Source organism: uncultured Roseivirga sp., assembly GCF_963973945.1.
In the GTDB taxonomy this organism is placed as follows: domain Bacteria; phylum Bacteroidota; class Bacteroidia; order Cytophagales; family Cyclobacteriaceae; genus Roseivirga.
Map to the genome: position 1 here is coordinate 974,255 of NZ_CAXBBV010000001.1, position 13,567 is coordinate 987,821.

Genomic DNA, 13,567 nt, shown 5'->3' on the forward strand with positions numbered 1-13,567 from the left:
AAAATTAATTAATAATATGTGTCTTTCAAGTAGTTTGGAAAGATGGTCATGTGTTGCTTTTTCACCTTCTCGAAAATCACTTCACGCATTTCGGAAATGTTCTCTTTTTTCTCTGCCGAAATAAACACAACACTTTCACCTTCAGCATTTAAATAGGTTTTCTTTAACCTTTCTAATGTCATTGGTGGATGCTCCATTTCTTCCTCTATTTCTGGATCTAAAGATTCAACCAACTTATCAATTTTATTAAAAATAATGATCGTGGGTTTATCTGCCGCACCAAGGTCTATCAGAGTTTGATTTACCGTTTCCATTTGATCTTGAAAATAGGGATGCGAAACATCTACCACGTGCAAAAGAATATCAGCTTCTCTTACCTCGTCTAAAGTAGATTTAAATGACTCGATCAAATGTGTAGGGAGCTTTCGGATAAAACCTACTGTATCAGATAATAGAAAAGGGATATCATCGATGGCCACTTTTCGCACGGTGGAATCTACGGTAGCAAAAAGTTTATTTTCAGCTAATACATCAGCTTTGGTCATTAGGCGCATAAGAGTTGATTTACCCACGTTGGTATATCCAACCAAAGCCACACGCACTATATTGGTTCTGGATTTTCGCTGAACTGCATTTTGCATTTCAATTTTCTCCAGTTTCTTTTTCAGCACATCAATCTGGTTCCTTACAATCCTACGGTCGGTTTCAATTTCCATTTCACCAGAACCACCTCTAGTGCCTGTTCCACCCCTTTGTCTTTCTAAGTGAGTCCACATTCTAGTTAGTCGAGGCAATAAGTATTTAGATCGCGCCAGTTCAACCTGAGTTTTGGCCTGAGCAGTTTGCGCACGATAAAGAAAGATGTCCAAGATGAGTAAACTGCGGTCGTAAATTTTTACTTCCAACTCCCTTTCTAAATTTCGTAACTGTGAAGGAGAAAGGTCATCGTCAAAAATGATTGTCTTAACATCTTCTGCCTTAATATAGGTCTTAATCTCTTCGAGCTTACCTTTACCTACAAAGGTCTTCACCTCTGGTCTCTCCATTCTTTGAGTAAAAGACTTTACAACTTCGAGGCCGAGGGTTTCAGCCAAGAAAGCCAATTCGTCTAAATACTCTACTACCTTTTCTTCGGGTTGGCCTTTAGTGATGAGCGCGACCATCACTGCTGTTTTTTCGTCCGTGTCCGTTGTTAAATATCCTCCCATAAAGCATCAAAATTACTACTTATCGAAGCCATTTCTAAATTCAACTTAGAAATTGCGTCATGAAACTAAAAAGTATAAACACCATTTAAGGGTATAATAGTTTTGTAGCGCTTTATCATTTGATAAGACAGCTTAACAACTTAAGTTTGATGGGAATTTTTAAGCAATGAAAATTATAGAAACTGGCTTTAATGACCTGTACGAAATTGAGTCTACGGTGTTTGGAGATGACCGAGGATACTTCTTTGAATCGTATCGAAAAAAGACTTTTGAAGACCTCGGAATATCTTCGGGTTTTGTTCAAGACAATGAATCCTTTTCTGTGAAGGGCACATTACGTGGACTTCACTTCCAAAGCGAGCCTTATGCCCAAGCAAAACTAGTAAGAGTTGCATTGGGTAAAGTAATGGATGTGGCTATAGATTTAAGGCCAAATTCGCCAACTTTCGGAAAACACCATACCGTTATTTTAGATGCCAAAAGACATAACCTATTCTTAATCCCCACTGGGTTTGCACATGGATTTTTAGCTTTGGAAGACAGCGTGTTTTCATATAAGTGCACCAACTACTATAATAAAGCATCGGAAGGCGGTATTTTATGGAATGACCCTGAACTAAATATTGATTGGCAAATAGAAAACCCAATCGTGTCTGAAAAGGATAAACTTTTACCTAATTTTGCAGTGTATAAAAACGCACCTCAATTTTGAGTATACTTTCTTTTCTAAAGCCAAAGGATACTTTTCCAGCTTCCGTTTTGCCAATCAAAACAGATATCCACTCACATTTAATCCCTGCGATTGATGACGGTGTGCAGTCTATTGAAGAATCGCTTACGGTCTTGCGCGAAATGGAGGCCTTGGGTTACGAAAAGGTAATTACTACTCCGCACTCTATGCCTGGCACTTACGATAACTCTCCCGAGAATATTTATGCTGGCTTGGAAGTTATGCGTGAAGCCATTAAAAAGGAGGGAATCAATATTCAATTAGAGGCCGCCACAGAATATTACCTCGATGAGTCGTTTGTAGAACTAATAGACTCTGGCGCTCCGTTAATGACTTTCGGCAAAAAATACGTTTTGTTCGAAACTCCGTTTATGAACATGCCTCCACAGTTGAAAGAGGTTACCTTCAAGCTGAGTTTAAAAGGTTACAAACCTGTTTTTGCCCATCCCGAACGTTATTTGTACTTAATGCAAAGCGAATATTTATTGGATGAGTTGATTGATAGAAATGTGATTCTACAGCTGAACATAGTGGCTTTAACAGGCTGTTATTCTAAACCTGTTCAAAAGTTTGCAGAAAGATTAATCGATATGAAAGCCGTAAAATTGGTTGGTACAGACTGTCACAATATGGGGCATATCAACCTGTTAAAAGAAGCGGTGAAAACAAAGTACTTCAAAAAATTAATGAACTTAGATCTTCTAAATAATTCCCTTTAGAGCTATGATTTTTGTTACTGGCGCTACGGGCTTACTCGGTAGCTTTATTTGTAGAGAACTTATTAAAAATGGTCAGTCTGTTCGGGCAGTAAAACGCGGAAGCAGTCAACTGACTTTAATTGAAGATATTGCTGACCAGATTGAGTGGGTGAATGGCGACATGAACGACACCACTTTTCTTCTAGAAGCACTGGAAGGCGTTGATGGAGTTATTCACGGAGCCGCAATTATTTCTTTTGATAAAAGAGATGAGGATAGAATGTACAAAACCAATGTGCAAGGCACTGCTGATTTGGTAAACGCTTGCTTAAAGGCAGGAGTAAAAAATTTTGTACAAATAAGCTCTGTAGCCGCTTTGGGTAGAAAGCCTGGTCAAAAATTTATTGACGAAAAAGACAAATGGGAAGGCACAGAATATGACTCTATTTATGCCCGATCAAAATATTTGCAGGAGTTGGAAGTTTGGCGTGGTGCTCAAGAAGGCTTGAATGTAAAAATTGTAAACCCTTCTGTAGTATTGGGCCCAGGGCTGTGGGGCAGCGGAAGCACTTCGGTTTTTAAATACGCCTACGACAGTAAAACATTTCACCCTGAAGGCACCATCAATTTTGTTGATGTTCGCGATGTAGCCGAAATCTGTGTTAAATTACTTAGTGCAGATGTTCAAAACGAGAGGTTTGTGCTTAATGCCGACACGAAGGAGTTTAAAGACTTTTTTGCAGAAGTAGCAAATCGATTTGGCAAGAAGCCGCCAACTAAACCCGTGCCTTATTGGATGCTTAAGGTCGCTGTAAAATTGGAGTTTATTCGTTCCAGAATTATGCGTCAAAGTGCATTGATCACGAGTGATACAGCCAAACTATCGCGCATGCATTATCATTTCAGAAATGATAAAGTAAAGAACACATTAAACTTTGAGTTTCGCCCGATGAACGAAACTTTAGACTGGAGCGTTAAAGAGCTTAAATCCATGCACAACCTTTAAAAAAATAGGGTTATAAACAGATCAGGAAAAAAAAGACAAGGGCATATAGTTTGCCATTCATTTATTCCTTACTTTGAATAAACCTTTCGAAAATAGATGCAAGAAGACTATCCTAGCAGAGAAGAGGAACGTGGGCTGATCAAGAAATTCGAGGAGCAACTCAAGCAAAAGACATTTAATTTTTTCGATATCACTGAATACGAAACAATTATTCAGTATTATATCGATCACCTTCAGTTTGGTAAGGGCTTAAAGGCATGTAAACTTGCTATTGATCAATTCCCGTTTTCTCAAGAAATAAGCTTACTGATGTCGCAATGTTACATCGGTAAAGAAAATTATCAAGAAGCCCTTAGGGTAATTGATGAAGCTCAAAATTTGCATCCAAATGATGTAGAACTGAACACAGTAAAAGGGACAATTTTTTCCTTTTTGGGTGAATATAAAAAAGCGGTTGAAGTATTACTTAACACGCTGGATTATGCCGAAGATAAATCGGAAGTATATTATAATATAGGCCTTACCTACCAAACCAATTCAAAATACGAAGAAGCCATTGGTTATTATAAGCAAGCCATTGAAGAAAATCTGAATCACGAAAACGCACTTTATGAGTTGGCCTATTGTCTAGATGTTACAGGCAAACTTGAAGACAGTGTTGATTATTACAAGCAGTTTATAGATCAAGATCCTTATTCTACCTACGCATGGTACAATTTGGGAATTGTACTGAATAAGCTAGAACGCTATGAAGAAGCAATAAAAGCTTATGACTATGCCCTAGTGATTGACGATACTTTTTCTTCAGCTTGGTTCAATATGGGTAACTCCTATATGAACCTAGATAAGTTTGATGAAGCTTTGGAAGCGTATAAAAATACCCTTACAAATGAAGGCCCATCGGCAGAAACCTATTGCTGTATAGGTACTTCCTATGAAAAACTCGAGCAATACGAGTTGGCCATGAAGTATTACCGAAAATCTACAAAACTAGACCAGTTTTATGAAGACGCTTGGTATGGAATAGGGTGTTGTCTCTCTGAACAAGATAAGTACTATGAGGCCATTCATTTCTTTAACAAAGCACTTAAGCTCGATCCAGAAAACTCGAACTATTGGCTGGCCATTGCAGATGCCGAACAGCATGTTGGCAATGTAGTTTCTAGCTTTGAAGCTTATCAAGAGGCCGCTATGCTCGAACCAAACAATGAAATGATTTGGCTTGATTGGTCGCTTATTTATTACGAGCAAGGCGAACACATTAAAGCCATCGAATTGATTGATAGGGCTTTGGAGGAACTCCCAGAAAATTCTGACTTAATGTATAGAATGGTAGTTTACCAAATCTCGGCAGGTAGATACAAAGAAGCCTTTGCTTATCTAGAAAATGCTTTAATTTTGGACTTTGAAAATCACGAAGTGCTTTTCGATTTCTTTCCTAAAATTGAAACCCAAAAAGCATTATTCAAGATCATTGATCAGCACCGAAATAAAATTTAAATGCACTACTTTTTAGATAACGTGCCCGAAAGGACACAAAAACCAAGAGAAAAAGGCTTCACCATGGTCATGGACAAAGGCCTAAGTGTAAGACAAGCAGAAGATTTTCTTAGCGTAGGAGCTAATCATGTAGACATTATCAAATTAGGCTGGGCTACCTCGTATGTTACGGCCAATCTAGAAGATAAACTTAATGTGTACAGAGCTGCTGGAATTCCCTTTTACTTTGGAGGAACACTTTTCGAAGCCTTTGCTGTAAGAAATCAATTTGACGATTACAGAAAGCTGCTAGACAAGTTTCAAGTACCATTTGCAGAGGTTTCTGACGGTTCTGTAGAAATGGATCACGATAAAAAGTGTGAATACATCACTAAACTTTCTAAGCAAGTAACTGTACTTTCAGAGGTTGGGTCTAAGGATGAGGAAAAAATTATTCCTCCGTACAAATGGATCGAACTGATGCAGAAAGAACTAGACGCTGGTGCTTGGAAGGTAATTGGAGAGGCACGCGAAGGAGGTAATGTTGGTCTTTTCAGGTCGAGCGGAGAGGTTCGTTCGGGCTTAGTTCAAGAAATTCTAACTAAGATTCCTTTTGAAAGAATCATTTGGGAAGCCCCGCAAAAAGCGCAGCAAGTGTACTTTATTAAACTGGTTGGCGCCAATGTAAACCTTGGAAATATTGCACCAGAAGAACTAATTCCATTGGAAACAATCCGTTTGGGTTTAAGAGGAGATACTTTCAATCACTTTCTGGACAAATAAGAATGAAGAACATTAAGGAATTCATTCTTCTCTACTTCAAAGGTATTGCCATGGGAAGTGCTGATGTAGTTCCTGGTGTTTCAGGAGGAACAATTGCATTCATTACTGGTATTTACGAAACACTATTAAACGCTATCCGCAGCGTTGATCTTCAAGCGCTACAGTACTTGAAAAAATTTCAGATCAAGGCACTATGGAAACACGTTAATGGAAACTTCTTGTTACCCCTTTTGGCAGGAATTGCCACCAGTGTGCTTACGCTAGCCAAAGTAATTACCCATTTATTGGCCGAGTATCCTATTCAGGTTTGGTCTTTCTTTTTTGGGCTTATTGTTATTTCAGCCCTCATTATTCTTAGAGAAATCAAGCTTTGGAATATTGGAGTTTTTGTAGCAATAGCCTTAGGTATTGCTATTGCTTATTTTATTACTTCGGCCACTCCGGCTGAAACCCCAGAATCGTCTTGGTTTCTGTTTATAGCTGGAGCAGTAGCTATTTGCGCCATGATTTTACCCGGAATTTCAGGATCATTTATTCTACTTATTTTCGGAAAATACGAGTTCATTCTATCGGCTGTAAAAGAATTTAGAATTGTAGACATTGCCATTTTTGGTTTAGGCTGTATAGTGGGTTTGTTAAGTTTTGCTCGCTTAGTAAGCTGGCTCTTCAACAAGTACCATAACATTACAATAGGTGTTTTGTCAGGCTTTATGATTGGTTCTTTGAACAAGGTTTGGCCTTGGAAAGAAGCCATTCAAACATATATCGACCGTCATGGTGACTTAAAACCTTTGGTTGAAGCCAATGTTTTACCTAATCAATACTTTGCCAAGACGGGTGCCGAACCCTTCTTTTTAGAAGCCATTTTATTTGCTGCGGCAGGTTTCCTTATTGTATTGGCAATGGATAGAGTTGCAGCTGCGCTAAACCTTAAAAAATAGATGCGGAAATTCGGACTGATCGGTTATCCACTTGGCCATTCCTTTTCGAAAAAACACTTCTCTGAAAAATTCGAAAAAGAAGGAATTGAGGCTGAATATGAGCTGTATCCTCTAGAAGATATTGAAGAGTTCCCTGTCCTAGTAAAAAACACAAAAGGTCTAGAAGGAATTAACGTTACCATTCCCTACAAAGAATCGGTAATGAAATTTCTTGATGAAGTTGATGAAAAGGCGGCTGCTATTGGCGCAGTAAACACCATCAAAATTCAGAAAGGAAAACTAAAGGGTTACAACACCGATTATCTGGGCTTTAAAACCTCATTGGTGAAGCTTATAGGAGCAAACCCTATGCCCGCAAACGCTTTGATTCTAGGAACAGGCGGAGCTTCAAAAGCAGTTCAAACCGCACTTTCAGACCTCGGAATTCAATTCAAACTAGTTTCGAGAAGGCCACAGGAAGGGCAGCTTACTTACGAAGACTTCAACACCTCAACACCTCAGTACCTCAACACTTACCAACTCATTGTTAATACTACGCCACTTGGCATGACACCTAAAATAGACGAGCTTCCAGACTTACCTTATCAGCAACTGACTTCTGATCATTTTCTATATGATCTGGTGTATAATCCTTTAGTAACAGCATTTATGCAAAAAGGAATTGAAGCCAAATGTTGGGTGAAGAATGGATTGGAAATGCTGTATGGCCAAGCAGAAGCTTCTTGGGAAATTTGGAATAAATAAGTTTCAGTCGTTAGAAAATATCACTCCAAAACTTCTGAACTAAAAACAGTCACAAGAGGTTTTTCTTGCTAACTCTTTCCCTTAGTTTTACCTTATGGACTTCAAGATTACCTCTGACTTTGTACCTACTGGCGACCAACCCACTGCCATCAAGGCATTAACTGAAGGTGTTAATGCAGGAGAAGCCAGTCAAGTACTCTTAGGTGTTACAGGTTCAGGCAAAACCTTTACTGTAGCTAACCTAATTCAAGAGGTACAAAAACCTACTTTAATCTTAAGCCATAATAAAACTTTGGCCGCTCAACTTTATGGAGAGTTCAAGCAGTTCTTTCCAGATAATGCGGTAGAATACTTTATTTCTTACTACGATTATTATCAACCCGAAGCCTTTATTCCTGGTAGCAACCTATATATAGAAAAAGACCTTTCGATTAATGAAGAAATTGAAAAGCTTCGACTTAGTGCCACCTCATCTTTACTTACAGGTCGAAGAGATGTAATTGTAGTGGCTTCGGTTTCATGCATTTACGGTATTGGAAACCCAGAAGAGTTTGGCAAAAACGTAATAACGTTACAGGTAGGCGACACTATTTCGCGTAATAAACTCCTTTTCGCCTTTGTAGATATTCTTTATAGCCGAACCGAAGCGGAATTTAAGCGAGGTACTTTCCGTGTAAAGGGCGATACAGTAGATATTTTCATTGCTTATGGAGATTTCGCTTATCGAATTTACTTCTGGGGTGATGAAATTGAGGCCATTCAAATGATTGACCCTGTTTCTGGAATGAAAATTTCGGATGAAAAAATCATCACTATTTTTCCTGCCAATCTATTTGTAACAGGAAAAGATGTGCTGAACCAAGCCATTCATGAAATTCAGAATGATTTGGTAGAACGCCTCCACCAGTTTGAAGATGACGGTAAATTTTTAGAGGCCAAGCGCCTAAAAGAGCGTACCGAATTCGATCTTGAAATGATGCGTGAATTGGGCTATTGCTCTGGCGTAGAAAATTACTCTCGCTATTTCGACAGACGCCAAAGGGGGCAACGGCCTTTCTGTTTGCTCGATTACTTTCCGGAAGACTTCCTGATGGTGATTGATGAAAGCCATGTAACCTTACCTCAGGTGCGTGCCATGTGGGGAGGCGATAGGTCTAGGAAAGAAAACTTGGTGGAATACGGTTTCAGACTGCCATCGGCCATGGACAATCGTCCGTTAAAATTTGACGAATTTGAAGGGCTGGCCAAACAAACCATTTACGTAAGCGCCACCCCTGCCGATTATGAGCTCAACCTAACGCAAGGTGAAGTAGTTGAACAGGTAATTCGCCCAACTGGCTTACTTGATCCAATCATAGAAGTACGTCCAAGCCCGAACCAGATCGATGATATTTTGGAAGAAATTGACATTCGGGTGAAGAAAGAAGAGCGCGTACTCATTACCACTTTGACGAAAAGAATGGCAGAAGAGCTGTCCAAATACCTAGAAAGAGCCAATATCAAAGTACGTTATATTCACTCAGAAGTAAGTTCACTGGATAGGGTTGAAATTCTTCGTGAATTAAGATTGGGCGTTTTCGATGTATTGGTAGGTGTAAACTTATTAAGGGAAGGGCTTGATTTACCAGAAGTTTCATTGGTGGCCATTTTAGATGCCGACAAAGAAGGTTTTCTGAGAAATGAACGCTCTTTGGTACAAACCATTGGCCGTGCAGCCCGAAACCAAAACGGTATGGTGATTATGTATGCCGACCGAACTACGGTTTCTATGCAACGCGCCATTGACGAAACCCGAAGAAGAAGGGCTATTCAGCAAGCCTATAATGAGGAACACGGAATTACACCAACCACAGTCAAAAAATCGAAAGAAGCCATTATGAATCAAACTTCGGTGGCCGATTCAAGAAAACAGAAAAAGAACTATTATTCTGAAAGCGAAAGTATTTCTGTGGCTGCCGATCCTGTAGTAGCCTACATGGGTAAAGAAGGGCTTGAAAAAATGATTCAGAAAACCCAAAAATCGATGGAGAAAGCCGCCAAAGAACTGGACTTTATCGAGGCTGCCAGGTTGCGCGATGAACTTGCTGAGCTGAAGGAATTATTGAGAAAAAAATAGGCCACTGTGCGCCCTCAATCATTAGAAAATATTTCCATTCTGTTTCTGTGACGTTTTATAAAAGCTACGTCAAATAGCTCAAACACAGAAATAAAACATGAAACAGCAAATTATCATTGGAGCAATTATCTTGACATTGTTCAGCTGCTCTAATGAAAAAGAGAAAGAAGTATTGATGAGTGAAAACTCAAGTCTAGTAGCCAAGCTAGATAGTCTATCCATAGAATTAAAAAGTAGTCAAAAAGCATCGGCTACTTTGGTGAAAGCCATGACATTATTGGATTCAATTGATTTGGGCAGAAAAATGCTCAGAGTAACTCTAGAGAACAGCGACTCTCAAGAGGACTTCATCTCACATTTAACTGAATTGAAATCCTATATAGCGCAGACCTCTCTTCAGATTTCGAGTTTAGAAAAATCATTGAAAAATTCGAAAACGGCAGAAAATACATATGCCAATAGCTTAAAGAAGTTGAAAGCTGATTTTGAATTACAAAAAAGCGATATCGCGTTATTAGAAGCTCGTTTAGATACCGAAACCAACAACAACCAGAAATTGGTAGTGTTAAATAGTATTCAGGCCGAAACCATCTTAAACCAAGATGAGATGATTGAAGCAAAAACAATGGAATTAGAGCTTTTGGATCAGCAAATTTCAGCAATGAAATCGGCCTTCCAAGTTAGTGAGGCAGACTCCTATTTCACCAGAGGCGAGGCTTATGCACTTGCTGCACAGAGAACAAAATTGGCGCCTAGCAAGAAAAAATCTACCTACAAACAAGCTTTAGAAAATTATCAAAAAGCACTGGAATTGGGTAGAGAAGATGCAAAGCCCAAAATCGATTTGATTGCTAAGAAATTACACTGATAGGTTTTGAATTTTTGTTTGAGAGAAAGGGGTGCCAAAAGCATCCCTTTTTTTATTTTTTTCGACACAAACTCTGTTTAATTTGTTGGCATGAACTCCATTTCAGAAGCACAAAAAGAAACCCTCAAAAACTACATTAATCGCTATGTAGTTTTCGATGAAGATGAGTTCGAATTATTCCTAGATCATTTAGAAAAGATCGGGATCAAGAAAAAGAAGTTTTTATTGGAGCCCGATCAAGTTTGTCGCGCTCAATATTTTATTCTTAGTGGCTGTTTAAGAACCTTCTATTTTAATGAAAAAGGCATTGAACAAACCCTTCTTTTTGCCATTGAAAACTGGTGGATTACTGAGCATGATAGTTTTGTGAACGAAAAGCCTTCGCAACATTACATTCAAGCATTAGAAGATGCCGAGCTTCTAAAACTAGATAAAGCCAACATGGAAATACTCTGCCTAAAAGTGCCAAAAGTAGAAAGGCTATTTAGGATCATAGCCGAAAAAACATTGATTGCGTCTCTTAATCGTATACAATTGGTTTTCAACCTGAGTAGGGAAGAGATGCTCGACAATTTTAATAATGCTACTGGGCCTTTTGCCCAAAGAGTGCCTCAAAAAATGCTAGCCTCATATTTAGGCTTTACCCCAGAGTTTTTCAGCATGATAAAAGCAAAGAAAAAGAAGAAAGGAGAATGAGGTATATTTTCTTAAACTGGTTTAAGTATTAGCAAGGTCACCGTTGCGAAATTTGTGTTATCACAAAACGCTAGAACTTATGCAACGATTTTCACATTCAGAATTACCCAAAGGGTTGTACGAATCAGTATTTGGAATAGAAGAGTATCTAAAATCATGTGGTTTTGATCAGAAGCTTTTAGGGCTGATGAAATTCAGGGTCTCTCAACTTAACCATTGTGTATACTGTTTAGATATGCATTACAAGGAAGCCATTGCCGCTGGCGAAACCGAACTCAAACTCTATTCAATTTCGGCATGGAGAGAAGCTCCATATTACTCTAATAGAGAAAGGGCGGTGTTAAGCTATGCGGAAAAACTAACTCTGCTCAATCAGAGTGAAGTAAGTGATGAGGATATTGAAAACTTGGGAGAATTTTTCTCTAGAAAAGAGATTGCAAACCTTACCTTAGCTATTGCTCAGATCAATACATGGAATCGATTGATGGATGCTTTTAGGTTTGAGCCAGGAAAACACCGAGTAAACAAAAACTAGTATGAAAGCACACTGGATAAAAGTATTCTTAAGACTGGCCTTAAGTATTGCATTCCTTTCGGCAGTAGCCGATCGGTTTGGATTTTGGCCTGCAGAAATTTCGACATGGGGAAATATGGAGGCATTTTTGGCTTATACAGGAAGTATGATTCCATGGGCCCCTGAAAGTTTAGTGCCCTTTATGGGATGGAGCGCCACTATTCTTGAAATCATATTTGCAATATTTCTTATCCTAGGTTTTAAAACCAAGCTTACTGCTCAATTGAGTGGTGTTCTGCTTCTGGTTTTTGGGCTATCCATGGTCTTTTCTTTTGGCCTAAAAGCCCCGCTTGACTATTCAGTGTTTTCAGCCGCTGCCGCTGCATTTGGACTTTCTTTAATCAAAGAACCATTTTTAGAAATAGATCAATTAACTGAGAAAAAGTAAAAGGCTTCAACTTGTTCGCCATTTAAAAACAAAGGGTAGCAGAGATCGCTACCCTTTGTTATATTATCGATTTAATTGCCAGTCTATGAACAAGCTCCAACTCGATCTCGATTTTGTTAGAAGTTACTTTCCTGCGCTTAACAGTGGTTTTATCTATATGGACAATGCAGGCGGCTCTCAAACCCTAAAGCCTGTTGTAGATAGAGTTTCAGAATACCTACTGAACTACGATGTACAGCACGGAGCTTCCTATGAAATTTCGCGCTTAGCAGGAGAAAAAGTGGCTTTTGCTACTCAAGAAATGGCTAAACTCGTGAATGCCAAAGACCCCAAAGAAATCGTGATGGGCCATTCCTCCACCATGATGTTCAGGCTTTTGAGTCTTACGCTTTCAAAAGCGTGGAAAGCTGGAGATGAGGTAATCACTACTAATTCTGAACATGAATCCAATTGTTCACCTTGGACAGACCTTCAAGAAAAAGGCATTGTGGTGAAAATTTGGGAGGTAAACCCAGAAAGCCTTGAGTTTGAAATTGAAGATTTAAAACAACTGCTTTCAGGCAAAACTAAACTGGTTACCATGGTGCATGCATCCAATATTTTAGGCACCATCAATCCAATTGCCGAAGTGGCCAAGGTAGTGCATAATGCTGGTGCACTGTTCTGTGTGGATGGCGTTGCTCTCGCTCCTCATCGTTTGGTGGATGTTCAGGTTTTGGGTGTAGATTTCTATGTATTCAGCTGCTATAAAGTGTATGGGCCACATTGCGCTCTGATGTATGGGAAACTCGAAATTCTTGAAGCCATGGCAGGCATTAACCACTACTTTATTAAGGAGGTGCCCTACAAACTTCAACCCGGCAATAAAAACTTTGAACTGACCTACAGCATGGCTGGGCTAACGGAATATTTGAGAAGCGTTCACGACTATCATTATCCAAATGACACCAAGGCAGATGACCAGATAAAATTTCAGAAAAGCTTCGATTTGTTTGCCGCTCATGAAGAAGCACTGGCCAATCGCTTTATGGAGTTTTTAAAAACTAAAGACACGGTCACCATCCTTGGCGTGCAAAATGGTGATCAGAAGAAAAGGGTAGCTACCATTGCTTTTCATCATGATACTTTAAAAAGCGAAGCCATTGTAAAGCAAGTTGATCCGCACCGTATCGGTATTAGATTTGGTGATTTTTACGCCAAAAAACTGGTGAAATCCCTCAGCTTGGAAGACAAATGCGGCCCAGTACGCGTAAGTTTTGTGCATTACAACACACTGGAAGAAGTAGATAGGTTGATTGGGGTTTTGGATAAGGTTTTGTGAAAAGTGTGTCAGAGC

Annotated in this window: 14 protein-coding genes; 13 read left to right on the forward strand and 1 reads right to left on the reverse strand. The window is 39.2% G+C overall.

Annotated elements, in window-relative coordinates:
- Positions 1-8: 8 nt before the first annotated feature.
- The gene (gene hflX, locus AAC026_RS04215; protein ID WP_339695268.1) at positions 9-1,208 is read right to left on the reverse strand and encodes a GTPase HflX; all 1,200 of its coding nucleotides are present in this window, start codon (positions 1,206-1,208) and stop codon (positions 9-11) included.
- Between the two features lie 166 nt (positions 1,209-1,374).
- Here hflX and rfbC point away from each other — a divergent pair, with 166 nt between their 5' ends.
- From rfbC to AAC026_RS04280, 13 genes are all read left to right on the forward strand, one after another.
- Positions 1,375-1,920 (forward strand): dTDP-4-dehydrorhamnose 3,5-epimerase, encoded by a 546-nt coding sequence (gene rfbC / locus AAC026_RS04220; RefSeq protein WP_339695270.1) that lies wholly within the window; start codon positions 1,375-1,377, stop codon positions 1,918-1,920.
- Positions 1,917-2,657 carry a CpsB/CapC family capsule biosynthesis tyrosine phosphatase gene (locus tag AAC026_RS04225; protein WP_339695271.1) on the forward strand — a complete coding sequence of 247 codons (741 nt, stop codon included), beginning with the start codon at positions 1,917-1,919 and terminating at the stop codon, positions 2,655-2,657. Before rfbC ends, AAC026_RS04225 begins: the two co-directional genes overlap by 4 nt.
- A 4-nt stretch (positions 2,658-2,661) precedes the next feature.
- The gene (locus tag AAC026_RS04230) at positions 2,662-3,642 is read left to right on the forward strand and encodes an SDR family NAD(P)-dependent oxidoreductase (RefSeq protein WP_339608970.1); all 981 of its coding nucleotides are present in this window, start codon (positions 2,662-2,664) and stop codon (positions 3,640-3,642) included.
- A gap of 96 nt (positions 3,643-3,738) precedes the next feature.
- Positions 3,739-5,142: a tetratricopeptide repeat protein gene (locus AAC026_RS04235; protein WP_339608972.1), complete on the forward strand. Its 1,404-nt coding sequence runs from the start codon at positions 3,739-3,741 to the stop codon at positions 5,140-5,142.
- Positions 5,143-5,904, forward strand: a complete 762-nt coding sequence (locus AAC026_RS04240; RefSeq protein ID WP_339608974.1) for a phosphosulfolactate synthase — start codon at positions 5,143-5,145, stop codon at positions 5,902-5,904.
- Positions 5,905-5,906: 2 nt separating this feature from the next.
- The gene (locus tag AAC026_RS04245) at positions 5,907-6,845 is read left to right on the forward strand and encodes a DUF368 domain-containing protein (protein ID WP_339695272.1); all 939 of its coding nucleotides are present in this window, start codon (positions 5,907-5,909) and stop codon (positions 6,843-6,845) included.
- Positions 6,846-7,589 carry a shikimate dehydrogenase gene (locus tag AAC026_RS04250; RefSeq protein WP_339695274.1) on the forward strand — a complete coding sequence of 248 codons (744 nt, stop codon included), beginning with the start codon at positions 6,846-6,848 and terminating at the stop codon, positions 7,587-7,589.
- Between the two features lie 94 nt (positions 7,590-7,683).
- Complete coding sequence (uvrB, locus tag AAC026_RS04255; protein ID WP_339608980.1) at positions 7,684-9,705, forward strand: excinuclease ABC subunit UvrB; 2,022 nt, start codon at positions 7,684-7,686, stop codon at positions 9,703-9,705.
- 97 nt (positions 9,706-9,802) lie between these two features.
- Complete coding sequence (locus AAC026_RS04260; RefSeq protein ID WP_339695275.1) at positions 9,803-10,573, forward strand: hypothetical protein; 771 nt, start codon at positions 9,803-9,805, stop codon at positions 10,571-10,573.
- Positions 10,574-10,663: 90 nt separating this feature from the next.
- On the forward strand, positions 10,664-11,269 hold the full coding sequence (locus AAC026_RS04265; RefSeq protein WP_339695277.1) for a Crp/Fnr family transcriptional regulator: 606 nt from the start codon (positions 10,664-10,666) through the stop codon (positions 11,267-11,269).
- Positions 11,270-11,348: 79 nt separating this feature from the next.
- Positions 11,349-11,804 (forward strand): carboxymuconolactone decarboxylase family protein, encoded by a 456-nt coding sequence (locus AAC026_RS04270; RefSeq protein ID WP_339695279.1) that lies wholly within the window; start codon positions 11,349-11,351, stop codon positions 11,802-11,804.
- 1 nt (position 11,805) lies between these two features.
- Entirely contained in the window at positions 11,806-12,231 is a 426-nt protein-coding gene (locus AAC026_RS04275; RefSeq protein WP_339695281.1) for a DoxX family membrane protein, read from the forward strand.
- A gap of 85 nt (positions 12,232-12,316) precedes the next feature.
- Positions 12,317-13,552, forward strand: coding sequence for a cysteine desulfurase-like protein (locus tag AAC026_RS04280; protein ID WP_339695283.1), 1,236 nt, complete (start codon positions 12,317-12,319; stop codon positions 13,550-13,552).
- The last annotated feature ends 15 nt before the right edge of the window (positions 13,553-13,567 follow it).